Annotated in this window: 23 protein-coding genes; 14 read left to right on the forward strand and 9 right to left on the reverse strand. The window is 56.7% G+C overall.

Annotated features, from left to right (window positions below; translation table 11 throughout):
* Window positions 1–6: 6 nt before the first annotated feature.
* Complete coding sequence (locus tag ASF00_RS09215) at window positions 7–216, forward strand: hypothetical protein (protein ID WP_055877702.1); 210 nt, start codon at window positions 7–9, stop codon at window positions 214–216.
* Between the two features lie 333 nt (window positions 217–549).
* Window positions 550–1,434 (forward strand): hypothetical protein, encoded by an 885-nt coding sequence (locus tag ASF00_RS09225; RefSeq protein ID WP_055877708.1) that lies wholly within the window; start codon window positions 550–552, stop codon window positions 1,432–1,434.
* A 124-nt stretch (window positions 1,435–1,558) separates the two neighbouring features.
* Here the strand turns inward: ASF00_RS09225 and ASF00_RS09230 are convergent, their stop codons facing one another.
* The 5 genes from ASF00_RS09230 to ASF00_RS09250 form a co-directional block, all read right to left on the reverse strand.
* Complete coding sequence (locus tag ASF00_RS09230; protein ID WP_055877711.1) at window positions 1,559–1,876, reverse strand: hypothetical protein; 318 nt, start codon at window positions 1,874–1,876, stop codon at window positions 1,559–1,561.
* Between the two features lie 213 nt (window positions 1,877–2,089).
* The gene (locus ASF00_RS09235) at window positions 2,090–2,557 is read right to left on the reverse strand and encodes a hypothetical protein (protein WP_156348274.1); all 468 of its coding nucleotides are present in this window, start codon (window positions 2,555–2,557) and stop codon (window positions 2,090–2,092) included.
* Window positions 2,558–2,637: 80 nt separating this feature from the next.
* The gene (locus ASF00_RS18455) at window positions 2,638–2,919 is read right to left on the reverse strand and encodes a hypothetical protein (protein WP_156348275.1); all 282 of its coding nucleotides are present in this window, start codon (window positions 2,917–2,919) and stop codon (window positions 2,638–2,640) included.
* A gap of 52 nt (window positions 2,920–2,971) precedes the next feature.
* Window positions 2,972–4,024, reverse strand: coding sequence for an AbiJ-NTD4 domain-containing protein (locus tag ASF00_RS09245; protein ID WP_055877717.1), 1,053 nt, complete (start codon window positions 4,022–4,024; stop codon window positions 2,972–2,974).
* 81 nt (window positions 4,025–4,105) lie between these two features.
* Window positions 4,106–4,804, reverse strand: a complete 699-nt coding sequence (locus tag ASF00_RS09250; RefSeq protein ID WP_055877720.1) for a hypothetical protein — start codon at window positions 4,802–4,804, stop codon at window positions 4,106–4,108.
* Between the two features lie 50 nt (window positions 4,805–4,854).
* On the opposite strand from ASF00_RS09250, the gene ASF00_RS09255 reads away from it, so the two are divergent.
* Window positions 4,855–5,448, forward strand: a complete 594-nt coding sequence (locus ASF00_RS09255; protein ID WP_055877723.1) for a hypothetical protein — start codon at window positions 4,855–4,857, stop codon at window positions 5,446–5,448.
* Here ASF00_RS09255 and ASF00_RS09260 read toward each other — a convergent pair.
* Complete coding sequence (locus ASF00_RS09260) at window positions 5,441–6,094, reverse strand: recombinase family protein (protein WP_055878747.1); 654 nt, start codon at window positions 6,092–6,094, stop codon at window positions 5,441–5,443. The two genes, ASF00_RS09255 and ASF00_RS09260, sit on opposite strands and share 8 nt — an antisense overlap.
* Window positions 6,095–6,318: 224 nt before the next feature.
* Here ASF00_RS09260 and ASF00_RS18015 point away from each other — a divergent pair, with 224 nt between their 5' ends.
* Entirely contained in the window at window positions 6,319–7,161 is an 843-nt protein-coding gene (locus ASF00_RS18015) for a DUF4145 domain-containing protein (protein ID WP_162233581.1), read from the forward strand.
* A gap of 107 nt (window positions 7,162–7,268) precedes the next feature.
* The gene (locus tag ASF00_RS09270; protein ID WP_055877730.1) at window positions 7,269–7,532 is read left to right on the forward strand and encodes a hypothetical protein; all 264 of its coding nucleotides are present in this window, start codon (window positions 7,269–7,271) and stop codon (window positions 7,530–7,532) included.
* Window positions 7,533–7,556: 24 nt separating this feature from the next.
* Here the strand turns inward: ASF00_RS09270 and ASF00_RS09275 are convergent, their stop codons facing one another.
* The 3 genes from ASF00_RS09275 to ASF00_RS18020 are packed head-to-tail and all read right to left on the reverse strand — an operon-like array spanning window position 7,557 to window position 9,527.
* A complete protein-coding gene (locus ASF00_RS09275; protein ID WP_055877734.1) occupies window positions 7,557–8,357 on the reverse strand; it encodes a hypothetical protein in 801 nt (266 codons plus the stop codon).
* Window positions 8,350–8,973, reverse strand: a complete 624-nt coding sequence (locus ASF00_RS09280) for a hypothetical protein (protein WP_055877738.1) — start codon at window positions 8,971–8,973, stop codon at window positions 8,350–8,352. The genes ASF00_RS09275 and ASF00_RS09280 overlap by 8 nt, the downstream gene beginning before the upstream one ends.
* A complete protein-coding gene (locus ASF00_RS18020; RefSeq protein WP_235525710.1) occupies window positions 8,973–9,527 on the reverse strand; it encodes an SHOCT domain-containing protein in 555 nt (184 codons plus the stop codon). Before ASF00_RS18020 ends, ASF00_RS09280 begins: the two co-directional genes overlap by 1 nt.
* Before the next feature lie 88 nt (window positions 9,528–9,615).
* Here ASF00_RS18020 and ASF00_RS09290 point away from each other — a divergent pair, with 88 nt between their 5' ends.
* The 9 genes from ASF00_RS09290 to ASF00_RS09325 all read left to right on the forward strand — a co-directional run bounded on the left by ASF00_RS09290 (window position 9,616) and on the right by ASF00_RS09325 (window position 16,768).
* On the forward strand, window positions 9,616–10,992 hold the full coding sequence (locus ASF00_RS09290; protein WP_082463349.1) for a phage terminase large subunit: 1,377 nt from the start codon (window positions 9,616–9,618) through the stop codon (window positions 10,990–10,992).
* A gap of 20 nt (window positions 10,993–11,012) precedes the next feature.
* Window positions 11,013–12,395, forward strand: a complete 1,383-nt coding sequence (locus ASF00_RS09295; RefSeq protein ID WP_055877750.1) for a DUF4055 domain-containing protein — start codon at window positions 11,013–11,015, stop codon at window positions 12,393–12,395.
* Window positions 12,396–12,398: 3 nt separating this feature from the next.
* On the forward strand, window positions 12,399–13,475 hold the full coding sequence (locus ASF00_RS09300) for a minor capsid protein (protein WP_055877754.1): 1,077 nt from the start codon (window positions 12,399–12,401) through the stop codon (window positions 13,473–13,475).
* A 60-nt stretch (window positions 13,476–13,535) separates the two neighbouring features.
* The gene (locus tag ASF00_RS09305; protein ID WP_055877757.1) at window positions 13,536–14,165 is read left to right on the forward strand and encodes a hypothetical protein; all 630 of its coding nucleotides are present in this window, start codon (window positions 13,536–13,538) and stop codon (window positions 14,163–14,165) included.
* Between the two features lie 131 nt (window positions 14,166–14,296).
* Window positions 14,297–15,253 (forward strand): hypothetical protein, encoded by a 957-nt coding sequence (locus tag ASF00_RS09310; RefSeq protein ID WP_156348276.1) that lies wholly within the window; start codon window positions 14,297–14,299, stop codon window positions 15,251–15,253.
* A gap of 72 nt (window positions 15,254–15,325) precedes the next feature.
* Window positions 15,326–15,712: a hypothetical protein gene (locus ASF00_RS09315; RefSeq protein ID WP_055877765.1), complete on the forward strand. Its 387-nt coding sequence runs from the start codon at window positions 15,326–15,328 to the stop codon at window positions 15,710–15,712.
* Window positions 15,709–16,065 carry a hypothetical protein gene (locus ASF00_RS09320; protein ID WP_055877767.1) on the forward strand — a complete coding sequence of 119 codons (357 nt, stop codon included), beginning with the start codon at window positions 15,709–15,711 and terminating at the stop codon, window positions 16,063–16,065. The genes ASF00_RS09315 and ASF00_RS09320 overlap by 4 nt, the downstream gene beginning before the upstream one ends.
* Window positions 16,065–16,373, forward strand: coding sequence for a hypothetical protein (locus ASF00_RS18460; protein WP_156348277.1), 309 nt, complete (start codon window positions 16,065–16,067; stop codon window positions 16,371–16,373). The genes ASF00_RS09320 and ASF00_RS18460 overlap by 1 nt, the downstream gene beginning before the upstream one ends.
* Window positions 16,373–16,768 carry a hypothetical protein gene (locus ASF00_RS09325; RefSeq protein ID WP_055877772.1) on the forward strand — a complete coding sequence of 132 codons (396 nt, stop codon included), beginning with the start codon at window positions 16,373–16,375 and terminating at the stop codon, window positions 16,766–16,768. Before ASF00_RS18460 ends, ASF00_RS09325 begins: the two co-directional genes overlap by 1 nt.
* The last annotated feature ends 66 nt before the right edge of the window (window positions 16,769–16,834 follow it).

Here is a 16,834-nt window from a genome sequence, read left to right on the forward strand (position 1 = left end):
AGCAGCATGTCAAAGCCGCTATATCAAGAGATTACCACGGAGGTACTTCACAGCACCGCCACTATGGTCGCGGCGGGGCATCGTCACGGCACTATCATGATGAAGCTGGGTGTCAGCCTAGCGGGTATGCGCCGCATTCAGGAGCGCGCCGACTGGGCATCCATCCTGGCATCCAAAGAGGCGGCGATCGCTCGAATGATGACCGGTGATGCGTGATTGCTGCGCATCGCGCTTTTGACGTCCAAACCACCCTCAGTCGTGTGACCCGATTGCGGGTGGACACAAGGAAGCTGGACGACCGGGAAGTCCTGTTCACTATCGGCTTCACCTGGGACTTGGTGCTGGACGAGGATGACCTACGCAAGCTCCACAATGCCACGGACAGCGACAGTGAGTTCAAGGCGGCGCTTGAGGAATTGAAGCCCCGGTGCCTAATTTACAATACATTCCGGTCTAACCGCTGACCTAGAGCCTTAGCGCAATATCAACGAAGCCATTGGCATGGTCCATCCGTTCACCTCAGCACCATGAGGTACGGAGGACAGCAGCTTGCCCGCGAAACCTATCGCCGACGCTGATAAGCGCGACATACAAAACCTAGTCAAAAATTATCAGGCGGCCGGAAAGGAGTCTGGTGGCATCTGGACGCTTGCCGAATGCCAGAACGAACTCGCGGCCCGCAGCCCTCCCAAACTTCGTAAATCTCACGCGGACGGGCGGACGACCGGGGACGAACGCCCGGTACCCGACGAACATATCGAGGTATTGCGCGGCCACGTCGAGCGGATGCGCTTTGAGCTAACGGCGATGAAGGACGCCTCCGTGATATTCGGGGAACATCCGGATTGGCCCTGGACCGGCTTCATCAGTTCCTATGCTACCTATGGCGGGTCAGCTAATTGGACAAAAAATATCGAGCCGCGAATGGAAGAGTTTGGATGGGATCGGGTCTGCGGTCTTGACGACGGCGACCGCGCAGAGCTGTTCTACGCCGTTCCCAATCCGCTGCGTCGATCGCAGACCCTCCCGCGTATTGAGGCAGTGTTTCAGAGCATTCGGAAGGAGGGCGGCCCTGCGAAGGTTCGTGATCGTTTTGCGAAAGCCACGTCGACAGAAGCTTGGATGAATATGCTGCGCGCCTACCCCGGCATCGGTCCCAAATATGCTCGGAATTTTGGTATGGACGTCTACCACCCACTCGTTCGCGATCACTTCGCCGTGGACAGCAGGCTTTTCGACATCCTGTGGGAGTTGACGTTTTCCAAGCCCTTGTTCGATCGCGCCGAAAGTATCCTCAAGGACCTGGCAGTGCGCCTAGACATTGATAACTGGGGATTGGATCGCGTCCTGTATAGCCAGTCGGACGTGATACTCCCCGAGTTGAGAAGTCTGAACGCGATTGCGCCGCCTCCCAACGTCCAACACGAAATTTGAATATCGTTAGCGACTAAAGTTTCCACGCATCCTTTAAATAACACATGACACTACGTGTCATTCTAACCATCAGCCAAGCCCGCGCCACGCAAGCGCAAGACCGAAGAATCTACGGCTGAATTGATTACTCGTTTGGTTCCTGGGCGCGCAGCACGATCAACGGACACGCGCCCTCGGACTTCCATTCCTTCTCGTACATCTTAACGCCCGTCCAATACCGGCACGTCGTAGAAGCATAGGTGGCAGGGACATACTTAGTACCGAACGCGCCATAGGAATAACCCTCGCTACCCGGCGTGTATTCGGTCGACGTCAAAACCCGCACCCCCAGCAGCATCATGAGCAGCCAGAGGGCAATGAGGGGCAACAGGGTTCGCGCTGCCCACCAACGAACAGTGGGATCGTAGGCGAAATCCACGATGCGGGTCAGGGCATTGTTCATTCCACCGGCATACCGTCACGGGGTTAACGATCCCTCGACATATCGGGAGTTACAGCCCCGGCATGACGAACCCCGTTTACGACGCCTTAGCGGCTCACGCCCCCCTAGACGCCGAAGAGGCATTGAGCGGACCAGCTTCAATGCCCCCTGCTGTATCCACAACGGCGAGACACCCGACCGACGCCATCGCGGGAGTATCAAGCTGGCACTGGACTAATTCGCTCCCGCGCGAAATTGGATTGAAAACCGCGCGGCATCAGCTTCGTCTTTGAATGAAATCCCGACCGAGCCATCTGTCTCGTAGCTGCCGAGGAGTGTCGGATCGAATAGGCCTTGCTCCAGCAGCCATTTGCCTTCCGCCGTTTCCAGTACGGCGCGCTGTAACCGCACCCTTAAAAACTCTCGATCAAGCTCAGCTTGATTGTCGCGTGTTACGCGCCGCACCGGATCAGGATAATCCATGCCAGGATACCAGGACTGAAGCGCACCATTGTCGTCAACGTAGGCGTCCCAGCCTTGTTGGGTCAGCCAAGCACGGTGCTGGTCGCGAGCGCGTTCGCTCTGGCGTCCACCATTGGCATCCTCGCCCTCATAGTACGCCTCGTCATCCAGGTTCTCCCGCATGTTCCAAGGCAAACCCGAGATGCGATATTCCGTTGTGCTGATTTGTTCGATGCTCACGCGGTACTCCTCTGGGTACAGACGCTGTGCCGCATAGGGGTAAACGGTTCGCTAAAGGGGCAAAAGAGCCCTGCGAAACCCTATGCGGATTCCAGGGCACGACGGCGAACATCACGCACGATGAGGCGATCAACACGATGCGCTTGCTCGTAGAATTTGGCGCTCAGGGGACTGCTGACGATGTGAGCTTGTTTGTCGGCCTTGAGGTAACGGATGGCACGACGATCCGGCAGGCCTGATACATTGGGCTGGGCGAACAAGGGCAAGGGCTCGCCGTCCCGGATAGCGGCCCAGTATGTGCGCAAGTCCAGGACGGTGTGATTGCTGGATAGGTTCTCGGGTGGCGAGGAATAGGTTGTCATATGCGTAATTATCGTGCGAACCCACCGAGTGCCCGACCACCCATTTCCTAGCCTACATGCGCTTGATGAGACTGACGATCCAGTTCATCGCCTCGTTTATGGCCCAATCGGTTTGCTGCGCGGACAGCAGCGGCATGGGCTTGTTACCCGCTCCGTGACCAAAGGGATTGCGGACCTTGCTGAACAGGTTGACCAGCATGTCACTCTCCCAAACGTCGATAAAGCGAACACCATCAACCTGACGCACCAGATTGCTCACATAGGCGGCTGCGCCATTCTCCGTGCCAATGGATCGGCCCTTGGCGTCCGAAATGATCTTGACGACACTCTCCAAGGCTTTGAGCGCAGCAAAGTGAGCATCCGGCAGTCCCGCGTCCCTTGTGTCCAGAGCCTTCTTCATATCCGTGTCCACGTTGCCCCACATGGGATCAGACACGATCGCCCAGAACGGCTTGCTGACCTGCTGGGATAGAAGTGGATTGTGGACCGCCTGGATCAATCCATTGTGATACTCCAAGGGAATGCGGTTGATTGAAAAACGCTCGTTGAGTTCATCAACGGTTTGCTGGAGTACGTGGTCTACTTTGACGCGATCGACCCGCAACACGGGTGCTTCCAGAATATCGATGTAGATAGCCCGCTCTTCTTGAACCTTTTTGTCGCTGAGTACAGCGGCATGTAGCCGTCGTTCGTAGCTTTCGTCATAGTCCCGCTTGAAGTCGGCAAAGGACGCAAGCACCTGTTCAACCAGAGAAAGACGCTCCGCTAGCCAGTTATTAGGGCCTTGCTGCTGACTTGGATGGATATTCATAAACTCGGTGTAGACGGTATCCCACGCTTTGGAACCAACAGTGCGTCCAGGTACGTTGCGGATGGCAAAGTGACGCTTGACCAGTTCGTTGGTGCCAAGTTCGAGAGCGAGCCGATCATGCGCTGCCTGTAGAGCTTTGTTACGCTCTTCATAACGAATGGCACCCTCCCCGTTTAACCAAAGATCATGCGTGATCAGCCGGAACGCTTGAAAGACAAAAGCGCGTACTCGCTGATCCACAATGCCAATAACTTGGAGGTTTGGATAGCGGCGGTAGAAGACATCGGTGATCAACTGAGCGCACTCCGAGTTTGGTCAGAAGGAAAAGCTGGCGGCAGATACCAGACGGAGGGACTTGCCCTCCGCTTATCGATATCACACGACCCGGCGCATTTTCATAATGCTATCTGGGCTATAGAGCAGTTCCAGAAGTTTATTGGAGCAGTTTTTCAGCGATGCCACATGATGCTCCCGAACAGCGGGCTTGTAGTCACCTATAAGTGGCACGGCTGAGTTTCCAGCCAGCTCACGTGCCTCGTGCGCCTTTTCAACTACACTGATAAAGCTTTTGCGCACATTGTAGTTGGAAAGGATGTGCCAAACAGGATGCTCGGCTTTGACCAGGATCATGTTGGCCGAGACGGTATCATTATCCAGTATGCCGGGCTCTACTAACGCATCAACGGTCTGACGAATGGCATAGGCCAACTGATCAATGGAGGGAGGGTTGAGGCTCTTACGCTCCGAGGGCTGCGCATTTTCGATGACGGAACCCAGTATGCTTTCGCTGGGCTTGGCTTCGTCGAGTCCCCGTTGATACGCAGCAGCAATGCGACGTTCGAATGTCCATCGGGTAATGCGATAGCTCAGGAACCCAAACACCACGGCGGTTAGAAGGAATAGCACGAGCCGCTTGCTGAGGAAGTTACCAAGGCCGACGGGGATGGCGGCAAAGAAGGGCGACCAGCTCTCAGTGTTGGCTTGAGCGGTAGGGTAACTGGTTGCCACGACTAATGCGAATATGGAAATCACGACTGGGATGGACCACAACAACGCTTTCCAGACGATTTTCATGCTTGCCCCTTTGTGCCCACCGCTTGCGACCTTACCGATTAAATATAGGCATGGCCAAGAAAACACAGACAACTCAGACCGTATCCACGCTTTCCAGCGTTATTATGCCGCCAAAAGCGGCTACGGGCACCCCTGCGAAAACCAACCCTAATCAGGCACAGGTTGCTCTAGCGCCCAAGGTAACGAACCTCATCGCCAGTGTGACACGCAGCCGCCCCGGCCAGCCCACAAAGCGCAACGCCCAGATCGAAGAGGAATTGTTACAGCGGATCGCCAGCGGGGAAACGATGGTCGCGGTATGCCAGGACGACCACATGCCCGGCTACAGCACCATACAGGCATGGTGTAAGGGTGACCCCTCATTGCTTGAAGCCATCAACGACGCTTACGAATGGCATGCCCGTGTTCTGGATGACATCGTGGACGATATGCTGGCTGGTGGCCCAACGAGTACGGGGGACTTCCGCCGCGATGAAGCGAGGGCCGGTCATATCCGTTGGCGCTTGGGTAAACTCAACAAGAGGTTCCGCGACAAGACGCAAGTGGAACAGACATTGCGAGTACAAACGCCCGTAATGCCAGACTGGTTCTTCTCCAACGTCGTAGATGGACAGCTAACCGATGGCAGCGATCCTACTATTTGAGCAAGCGAGCGATACTTGCTGGATACCAAGTGCCGCCCCGTGCTGTCGTTATGTGGAGGGCGTTGAGGTAGTCGGCTATTGCCTGGAGTGTTGATGCCCCGGCTACTCGCGCAGCTTCCACATGAGGCATTAGCGCAGCGCGCCGGTCCACCGCCCTCGCCCCACGTACTGCCATGCTTCTCTGACGCCCAACGGCGCTCACTGCGGGCAAGTTGCCCCGATCACCCCCAAGGATGCGTCCACGGGCTCGGGCTGCTGTGAGAGCTTCTTTGGTGCGCTTGCTGATGACCTCCCTCTCCCACTGCGCCAACTGCGCCATCATCCCTACTGTTAGTCGATCGGCGTGCGGCATGTCCGCGAACACAACGGATTGTCCGCTATCCATAAGCGTATTGAGGAAGGCCGCGTTGCGGCTAAGTCGGTCCAGCTTGGCAACGACGAGTGTGGCCCCGGTTAGCTTGGAGTATGCCAAAGCCGCTTGTAGCTGCTGGCGATCGTTGCGCTTGCCGCTCTCCACTTCTGTGTACGATGCGATTGGCTCGACACCAGCGAGGTAGCGCAGCACGGCGCACTGCTGGGCTTCTAATCCCAGGCCACTTGCTCCCTGTTTGGCAGTGCTGACCCGATAGTATGCGACGAAGTTCATCTTTACACCTTGAAGCATTGCCCGTTGCTTCAATGCGTAAAGCCGCTGCCACAGATGTACGACCACTCAATGGGGCTCATCACGACGTCTCATTGGCGCAGGAGCAGCAGGTATGCTGATGGGGTGCTTTGACCCTGTGTGGGCGTCTGCGGGGCGGCATGACCCTGCCCAGACCCAGGGGGTATATACCCTCGCCCCTGTGGAGGGTGGGTGTGGGGCTAGAAATGGATTTTTACCATTTCAGGATCCAGTTTGGTCCAGATTTTCCTTCAACAGTATCAAAATCCAGGTATCGTGTCCGCATGACAGTTGATCGCTCGCTTTACGCCATGACCTTCGTCACTCTGCCTGAGTGGCCGTGCCCAACTTGCGGCAAGGGACATCTCAAAAGCAGCAAAGGATCGATATTGAACGCCGACACTGGGCCCAGCAAAGCAGCTCGCGAGCAGGACCCATCTTGGGAACCAGAAGACTCAGAGGCTCGGTTCGCAGGCCTCCTTACTTGTGACTTTGCCAACTGCGGCGAGATTGTGGCCGTCTTAGGCGACGTGTACGTCTTTGAATATCACGACTACGACGAAGATGGGCAGCTAACACAGGGATATGGGGATCGGTTTAGGCCACGAAGCCTGTCACCCGCCCCCTTGCCCATCAGGCCACCAGAAGAAACGCCAGCATTGGTAACAGGAGCCTTGCGAGAGGCCGCAGGGCTATTGTGGCAAAGTGCCGAAGGTGCTGCCAACCAGATACGGCAAGCAGTCGAGCATTTGATGGACGAGCAAGGCGTTACGAAGGCTGTCGCTCCAGCATTCAAAAGCCTTCACAGTCGCATCGAGGAGTTCAAACTCACCGATCCAACAAACGCCGAGATCTTGCTTGCTATCAAGTGGCTGGGCAACTCAGGTAGCCACGCTGGTGGCCTTACACGCACCGACGTATTCGACGCCTTTGACTTTATCGAGCACGCTCTCGTCAACTTATATGATACGACCACCGCCGAACTAATTGCCAAAGCTAGAGCAATCAACACCCAGAAGGGGCCGGTCAAGCCACCTTCGTTTTCATAACTAAGGCGGTGGTTTCGAAGTGGACAGGCTAGTTTCAGATAACTAGCCTAACGCGTATGTGGCCTTTCAAGAAAAAGCCGTCTCCCGCAGACGCAGCGATTGCGGTCATGGACGATGCGATCGACTTCGCGGCTGACCGATGGCTTCACTTCTGCCGCGCACGGCCCATGCGGGCGGACGTGCCGCTAGTGGATCGCATTGGCTCGTTCTTCGTACCGTTCGAGGACGGGTTAAAAGCCAACTTTCCTGCTCTAGCCAAAGCGCCTGGCCCCCTGCCCCTCTTGATCGTTGCTTTTGGCATCAAGCAATCTGGTACCCACACCCAAGCGCAGATCGAACAGGCGCTCGGCCTTCAGATGCCAAACCGCTGACCACTTCGCCCTGACGAAACACGCCTACCTGTTTCCAACGTCTAGCCCCGGCCCCTTCATATAATCCGCAAAGGATTCCAGATCCTCCTCCGTGGGCACCTCCATGCTGGGGATGGCTCTCAGGCTATCCGCAATGTCACGACGGCTGACAAACCCCATGCTGTAGATGCCGTTGTCCAGTTCGTAGTCCAACGAGCCGCACCAATAGTTTATTCTGCCGTAGCCCGGTGACAGTGCGGATATTTTAGCTTTGCCGCTGACCTCATGCTTGGCCAACGACACCCTCAGATATTCCATGCGGGTGAACGTAAAATACGTTCGCTTGAGATCATCGTCGAGCCGTCCGATCACCGAAGGGTCGGCCAGAACGTCCCGGATCATCGAAGCACGGCGCTGTTGCCCATGATGGGTCGCGTTGTCGCCCTTCTCCAGCGAGTCCAGCTTTTGCTGTAGCCCTCCGCATCGGTGCCATTTCATCACGTCGTTGGCACGCTGCCTCCATGTCCGCATCGCCTCGTATGCCGCGAATATCCACATCTGTGATTGCGCATTGAGGAATGCCGCCTCGGCAGGAGTGCGCTCCTCATCAAACAGCTTGCGCGCAACGACGCGCTCCAACTGGTTCAAGAACACGTCAACCATTGCCAGATTGAAAGCCTGGAGCCGCAGGTATGTGTCATCGAACAACGTCAGCCCAATCAAGGCGTGAGCCAGTTCCGATCCGTCTAGTAACGAGGCGTCCTCATACCTTGGCGCTTCGTCATGCGCGCCATAATAATCATCTTCCATTTCCGCGAAATCGCGCTCTTCCGGTTCGTCAGTCATCGACTCTGACCTCCAGCAACATATAGCGTAGGTTGTTCGTACCAACGGCCCATTCGAACCTGTAATCGCGCTTTAACGTGATTGGATCACCATACGGCGTCGCCTTCCGATAAACCAACTCCGTACCGCCTTTGTATGTTCGACCATCCCTAAAGTCGAAATCTTGTGTATCGAGAGCATAGACAGCTTTATCGATGTAATGAGTGTGATCGGTTGCGACGAGCATGTACCCGATATCAGCGACATCCTTACACCCTTCTAAACGCAGCATGTCTTTGAACACGTCATATCGATTGTTGGGCTCGCGGTGGTTGGCGCGTTTAAAGAACTTTAGCTCCATTGCGCAGCGCCAAGCTATCCCGGCATCGTCCGTAAGGCGAAACCATATGTCGATTTCGCCCCGCTTCTCCCGATCACCCCGCAACGGCTTTTCCAACTCGATGGAGAATGCCTCGAGCGGTGTAACGGCCGCAAGGTCCGCGACCGTCGTGATTACTCGACCAAGATGTAATTGAAGTGAGGCCTCGCTTTCACAAACCACGCGCCCGCCCTGAATCTGGGCAAACAGCGCGGGAACGGCAGCGTTGACGATATCTCGGAGGCGTTGGACGGACATCAGCGCGCCAGCACCTTGGCTTTCTGAGCCGCAAATTCCTCGTCGGTGAGGATACCTTTGGTCTTCAAGTCTGCCAGCTTGGCCAACTCGTCCGCCATCGACGGCGCCGCCGCCGTGCCGACGCCACCATTTGTTGGGGTCGCGAACGCCGCTTGAATGGGGACAGGCGGCGATCCGTCATCGCATTCGCTGGTATAGCCAATCACGGCATCGGTTTTCATCGAACCGTCCGGCTTGAGCAGGACGAACTTCTCTTCAATCCCCACATAGCCGCCCAAACGGTTTTTGCTGTTCAGGCCAACGCAGCCCAACCAGCCGTACTCGCGCTTGCTCCATAGCTGGAAAGTCTTGACGTGACCCCAACGCCAGCCCCCGCGCCACGTAATCTGCGCTGCCTGTGGATCAAAAAGGTCCCGCGTTAGCAGGGCTTCCGCCTGCTTTCTCACTGCCGACCAATCGGGCTCCTGCGCAGGAGCCGGCGGTGGAGCCTTCTTTTCAGCCGCACTTAGCGGGCTGGCCAACACAATTAGCGCCACCAATGCCGACTTGATCATCATCTTCCCCCTGTTCAATTTCAGCGCTCATTAGAGCCTTAAACCGCGCTGTCATCAACCGGCTACTGCTCATCCAGCTAATTACTGGGTGAAACAGCTAAACAATTTCAAGCCTACCGCCAGTCAACTTCAAGCCATCGACTTGCTCAAGACAAGTGGAGCGGATCGCTTTCTGGCGCGTGGCGGTCGCCGTAGCGGCAAGAGTGTAGCATGGTCCTTCGCGGTCGCGGGTCGCGCCCTGATGTACCCGCGCAGCAAGCACGGCGTATTCCGCAACACGCTCAATACCTGCCGCCAGTTGCTGTTCCAGGGCACGTTCATCGAAGTCATGGACTTGGCATGGCCGGGATACCTTGAGCGCGATGATGTAACGATCAACAAGCAGGACAGCACGATCACCTTCCACAATGGCAGTGTGATCTACTTTCGCGGCCTGGATGAAAACCGTACATCACGTTTGCGAGGCAGCGAGTTCGCAACGATCTGGCTCAACGAATGTAACGAGGTACGGGATTACGAAAGTATCACCGTTCTGGAGTCCTCGCTCAACCACTCCACACCCATGCTGAATGAAGACGGTTCGCCAGTCCTCCGTGACGGCAAGCCGCTGATGATCAAGCCCAAGTTGCTCTTTGATTGTAACCCGCAACTCAACAGCGACTGGGATGCGCTGGCATTCAAGTTTCTAAAAAATCCTGCCAGCGGACTTCCCCACAAGCGGCCCGATCGCTGGCGTGAAATCAAAATGGACCCCGAGGGCAACTTGGAGAACCAAGCTGCTGGCTACCTGGAGGGTTTGTACGACAGCTTCGACGGTATGCCGGGAGCGATGAGCACGTTCATTCTCGGAGAGTGGCGTGACGATAATCCCAACGCCCTCTTCCACCCCAACAAGATCAAGCGCGAGATCATCGACCGCAACGAGATTGTCCGCATCGTCGTGGCACTCGACCCCACGACCACGGGGCACGACAAAAGCGATGAAGCCGGTATCGTCGTCGCGGGCAGGCTTAAGGATGGTCGGGCGGTCGTGCTGGCCGATTACAGCGTTCGTGGCGTTCCAGATGTGTGGGCGGCAGCCACGGTTCAGGCTTACGACGACTGGGAAGCCGACAGCATCGTTTATGAAAAGAACCAGGGCGGTCTCATGGTCGAGAGTACCCTACAGGGTATTCGGCGCAACCTGCCCTGCGTGGCAGTCCATGCCAGCAAGGGCAAAGTCAGCCGCGCCGAGCCAGTTTCCATTCAGTACACCAAAGGCCGGGTTATCCATGATGGCAACGAAACGGACAAGTTGAAGACGCTGGAACAGCAGATGTTCGACTTCGAAGCTGTGGTGGATCGCAAGGGTAGTTCGCCCGACCGCGTTGACGCACTCGTTTATGCCATCACGGCCATCCTGGACTTGAACGGCGATCAACCCAACACGGGCAAGATGTTCAAGATCGCAACGAACCTCTGGTAAGGGCGTCCAATAAATAGTGGATGCCTAATATCGAAGACATTCACCCCAAGCTCGCTGTCAAGCACGCGGACGTTCAACTCATTCGTGACGTGATGGCAGGTGCCCGCACGATCAAGCGCAAGCGAACGGAGTACCTTCCGTTCAGTCGTACTGCGCAACCTGTCGAGGAGTACGATCGGCTGCTTCAGTACACCAGCTTCTTCCCCGCCACGTCCCGTACTGCGCAAGCCAAGCGAGGACTAATGACGGCCAAGAATGTGGTGCTGAACGCGCCCGTGTTGGAGCCCATCAAGGATGTGATCACGCGCAACGCAGACAGCGTTCGTGATCTAGCGGAAGAGGTCATCTGGGAGACCTTCCAAACCAACTTCACCGGCCTACTAGCTGACCACCCCGAGGCACCAGACGGTGTAAGCCTCAACGCTGCGAATGCGCTTCGCCTCAACTACCGTCCTTTCATTCACCTCTTCCCCCTCGAGAGCATTCTATGGATTGATTACGGGATCAAGGGACCTCTCCGTACCTTCGAGCGCGTGGTACTGCGCGAACGTGAAGACCGCATTCTTGAACTCGTGATGGTCAATGGCATTTACGTACAGCGCGTGTGGGAGAAGAAAGACGGTCTTGGCTTCGAGATCACGGAAGTTCGGGAACCTCGCAAGGACGGCCAGAGGCTGACCTCCATCCCGTTTACGGTCGTCAGCGACAACACTAAGTCCTGGCCACAGGATAGCGAACTCAAAGACCTCGCCGAACTCAACTTGGATCACTATAAAGTCAGCGCTCGTATCGCGAATATCCAGATGTTCGCCAGCGGCGTTGTCCCCGTGTTCTCGGGCATCAAGCTACAGAAGGATGATGACGGCCAGGACATTCCACCCAACCTCTACATCGGTGCCGGTGGTGTCGTAGTTTTGGAAGAGCCAACCGCCAAGTGGGGCTTTCTGGAACCAGAGGGCCACACAATGGATGGCCTCATGAAGACGCGAGACGACTTCCAAGAGCAGATGGCCAAAGTGGGTGGCAACCTCATTGCCAGCGAGCGAAACAAAGCGCCAGAAAGCGATACCCAGTCGGCTCGGCGCGGTGCTGGTGAGGATAGCGCAGTTGCGAGCCTAGCGCTGGTTTACGCACGTCGCATCAGCGATGCCCTCTCTTGGTGTTCCTGGTGGATGGACGGCAGCAAGGCGGTTTTCACCCTCAATACCGATTACAAGATGGGTGGTATGACCGCACAGGAGCGCACGGTCGCGCTGGCGGAACTCCAGGCGGGTGTAACGTCCTGGGATACATGGTTCCTGGAACGCAGGGACAAGGGCGTAGTCAACGCCAGCCTCCTACCCGACGAGGAGCGCGCTCGTATCGATCAGGACAATATCGACCGTCCTACTGCCGAGATTTAAGCCGTGGCGCAGAACGTCAACAGCGTCCTGCGTGACCGCGCAATCCGTCACGCCCTCGCGCTCAACCAATACGGCACTTACCTTGCGGATCGCATGGTGCGCTTGCTCAATCGTGGCGACGCCGCGATCGTCGAAAAACTCGCGGCTGGCCTCGCGCAGATCGAGGAGCGCGGCGTCGGCATGAGCGCAGCAGCTAGGAAGCGGCTGGAAACGCTGCTCAGTCAGGTGGGCGACCTCAACACCGCCGCGTATGCCGATCTCTCAATCGCCCTTGTGGACGAGCTGGAGCAGTTTGGAGGCAATGAAGCCTCGTTCCAACGTCAGAGCCTTGCGACGGCTGTTCCCGTGGACGTGGCAATCGCTGGCCCCTCGGCCAAGCGGTTGAGCGCAATCGTCTCCAGTGAGCCTTTCGAGGGTCGCATCCTCTCTGAATACCTGAGCGATATGGAAGCCGGTCGCGTCAAGCGCATGAGCGCAGCGGTCCGCGAAGGCATGAGGGCTGGTGAGACAACCGATCAAATCGTGCGCCGCATTCGTGGAAGCAAAGCGGCGCGGTACAGCGACGGCGTTCTAAATATCAGCCGACGCAGCGCTCAGTCCATCGTTCGCACTGCCGTCAATCATGTCTCCAACGTGACGGCGCAGGAAACGTGGAAGGCATCAAGCAATGTCGTGAAGGGATGGCAGTTTCTAGCCACCCTGGACATTCGAACCACTCACACCTGTGCGGGCTTGGACGGCAGTGTTCATCCCATCGGACAAGGCCCTATACCGCCACGCCATTTGCGCTGCCGCTCAATCAGCGTGGCCGTCACGAAGTCGTTCCGCGAACTTGGAATTGATGCCGACGAGCTACCAGAAGCCAAGCGCGCGAGTATGGATGGACAGGTAGCCGGAGGTAGCAAGTTTAGCGATTGGCTACGTGGCAAGGACGGCGCAACTCAGGACAAGGTACTGGGTAAGACACGCGCAGAGTTGTTCCGAACTGGCAAACTTGACTTGCGAGACTTCATCAGCGGTGACGGCACGGTCCTTACCTTGGACGAACTAAAAAAGGTTCATGGAGACATACTCCAATAAATACTGCCGGAAGCGGCAGTCCTGCTTCCCTGATGGCCCAGTCGGCCACTGGAGAAAAACATGACCCTAGAAGAACTAACCGCCGAAGTCGCACGACTTTCCGGCGAACTGACCGCTGTCAATTCCAACAAGGACAAGCTGGTCAAGGAAAAGCGCGACGCACTCACGCGCGCAGAGGCAGCAGAAGCCGCAATCGAAACCGCTAACTCCGCAACTCTGTCCGATCTGGACAAGGCAAACAAGCGGGCAGTTGACGCCGAAAAGGCACTCACGGCGGAAAAGGAACGTGCGGACAAGTTGGAAACCACTCGCCGCAACGAGCGTGCTGACACTCTCATTCTCAAAGCCCTGAACGGCGCGAACGTGGACGCCAAGCACACCCCCATTCTCAGCAAAGCACTGCGCGGCGATGTCCAGTTCAACGATGACGGCGAGCCCCTGATTGACGGCAAGAGCGTCGATGACTTCGCCAAGACCTACTTTGGCAACAAGGGCGAAGGACATGGATACGTCCGCGCTCCCGACAATGGCGGTGGCGCAGCCACAGGCCATGACGGCACGAAAGCTCCGCGCATGACCAAAGATAACTTCAACTTCACAGAGTTTGCCAAGATTCAGTTGAAGAATCCAGCAGAAGCAAACGCAATCGCAGATGCGGTGGGTAGGCCAAACCTCAAAACCTCAGTTTAAGGGGGCAAGTAGAGCGGGCCATATAAATACTGGGCGACCACGGATGCGTCGCCCGGCTCCACTTACGGACCGGATGGTACCACAAGTGGAGAAATTAATTTATGGCATATGATCGCGCCCACGTTCTTACGTTGGACGACTTCAAGAAGCTAAACCCTAGCCTTGTCTGGGGCGCTATCGATGAAGCGTACAACGCAGGAACCAATCCTTTCCGCACCGCTGGCGTGATGACCAGCAGCCCAGCTATCGCAGCAACGCTCAACGACGGCGCTGGCATCCGCACAGAAGTGGAAGCTTGGAACGACCTACAGTACGTCGAGAGCAACGTCTCCAACGACGACCCAACCGACCACGCCGTTCCACTGAAGATGGACACAAAGCTGTGGGGCGCAGTTCGCAACCACCGCAACGTCGGCGTCTCGGGCATGAACTTGGTTCAGGACTTCGCTGGTATGGACCCGATCGCAGCACTTAGCTCGCGTATCGCCAACTACCGCAACACCGATGAAGTGAACCTGTTCTTCGCAGTGCTGGATGGTATCACCAAGTCCACCGACGCGGAGACCAAGAAGCTTATCAAGACGATGGACGGCTCGTTTGACGTTGCCCAGCTTCTCAAGGCGGTTCAGGCAGCAAAGGGTGACAACGCAGGCGTCGTGACGGCAATCGGCATGTCCTCGGCTAACTATCTGACCCTTCAGCTTGCCAACCTCATCACCTACCGTGCTGGTAGCGAACAGGTCATCCGCATTCCTCAGATTGCCGATCTCGACGTAATCAAGGACGACCGCTTTGGCGACCGTATCGTTGGCATGGGCGCAGGTCTGTTCCACTACAGCGTTGCTCCTCAGAGCCGTAAGCCAGTTGCCGTCGAAAGCGACGAGAGCGCAGGTCACGGTTCGGGTCAGGATACTGTCTGGTTCCGCTGGAAGCAGATCATCCACCCAATGGGCTTCGACTTCACGGGTTCGTTCACCAGCAAGGGCGGTCCTACCTTTGCGGACTTGAACAAGGCTGGTGCTTACACGCTGGCAACCGACTCCAAGAAGGTTCCTCTGGTAATCCTAAAGCCAAAGCCAACCGCTTAATCCCGGTTTGCCTTCGGCAACTGACACCCCGGCGCAGCAATGCGCCGGGGTTCGTCGTCAATAAATAGTCACATGGACTTGGAACTAGCAGACAGCATGGCCGCCGTGCGCGGCTTCACGGATTGGACCGGCGACGATCGCGCGCAAGCGCTCGTCAACGCGTCTGATTATATTCGCACCTATAGGTTGCGACCAACGCTCACCCCGCCCGAGCAAGACACGGTGAACCTCGCAACGCTGCTCATCGCCATAGACCTCCTGGACAATCCCGCCCCGGCGTTGCGAAGCGCACCAGCCGTCAAGCGCACAGAGAAACAGCTAGGCAACCTCAAGACGATTGCCGAGTATTTTGAAGCGTCCAACGACCCCTATCCTCGGATTACCGAAATGCTCGCACCGTTGCTGGTACGCGCGGGAGCGGGCGGCGGTGGTATCTACAGCGGCATCCTGTTCCTATGAACGCCCGCGACGAATTCCTCCCGGCGGCGCGGGAGTTGCTAGACGAGTTCGGCACGTCCGCGACGGTCACGCGATCGGGCATCGCGGACGCGCCCCTGGCTGCGCAGAAGTTCAACAAGGCATCGCGCACCAAAGAAGCGGTGGAAACGATCAACACCAGAGCTGTGATTGTCGATCCCGAGACGGCTGGCAACAACGAGGGGCAACGCACCGCGCAGTCCGTCGCGATCATGCTGGTTGAGCCCGTTTCAGGCGACACCCTTACCATCGGCGACAGCATCTACCGCATTGGCAAGGTCACGAAGATCGCACCGCAAGGCCAAGCAATCTACTTTGAAGCCGAGGTATCCTGATGATCGATCTAAGCGACCTCCTCAACAAGCGCGGCCTTATCGACAAAGTCATGGAGGACAAGGTTCAGGAAGTAAAAAGTAAAATCGTCCTGGATGTACATCGTGGCGCAGTCGAGGGCTCACCTGTTGATACCAATGAGTTTCGCGGACACTGGGAAGTCAACGTGCCCGAAAAGCCGTTCGCAAGCGGCAGCATCACCAACACAACTCCGTATGGACCATACTTGCTTGAAGGTCACTCCAAGCAAGCACCGCGGGGTTGGTTGGACAACGTGGTGGAAGCCGCAACAAAGTTGGGAGGCAACTAATGCTGGCACTAGACGAAGCTGCGCTAAATGAGCGCTTTTCTGCCAACATAGATGTGGAGCAGTTTCAGGTTCTCGTTGAGAACCAGCCTGACGAGGCAGTGGATAGCACGCGCATTTACTGCCGATGGTTTATCGAGCCCGGTTCGAGCGAACTCGTACAATCGGACAATACGCACCACCAGCTTGGCACGGCTGTGTTCCAGATTATCGCGCCAAAGGAAACATGGACCGACGACGCGGATGCGTTGCGCGACCAGTTCCTTGCGCTATTCCGCCGCTGGCGCAGTCCGGATCACTGCCTCCGAGTTTACAAGATGGAATCCAGCAAGCCCCGGCAGGATGACTGCTACCAGCTCAACTGTAAAGTGTTCTGGGAAAGCTACCGCCGCCCCTGAAATCCGCTCAAAACATGATGCCTCGCGTAAATACTGCGGGGCCAGCTTTCGGCTCACCCAATTAAT

The organism is Sphingomonas sp. Leaf34, assembly GCF_001421805.1.
In the GTDB taxonomy this organism is placed as follows: domain Bacteria; phylum Pseudomonadota; class Alphaproteobacteria; order Sphingomonadales; family Sphingomonadaceae; genus Sphingomonas.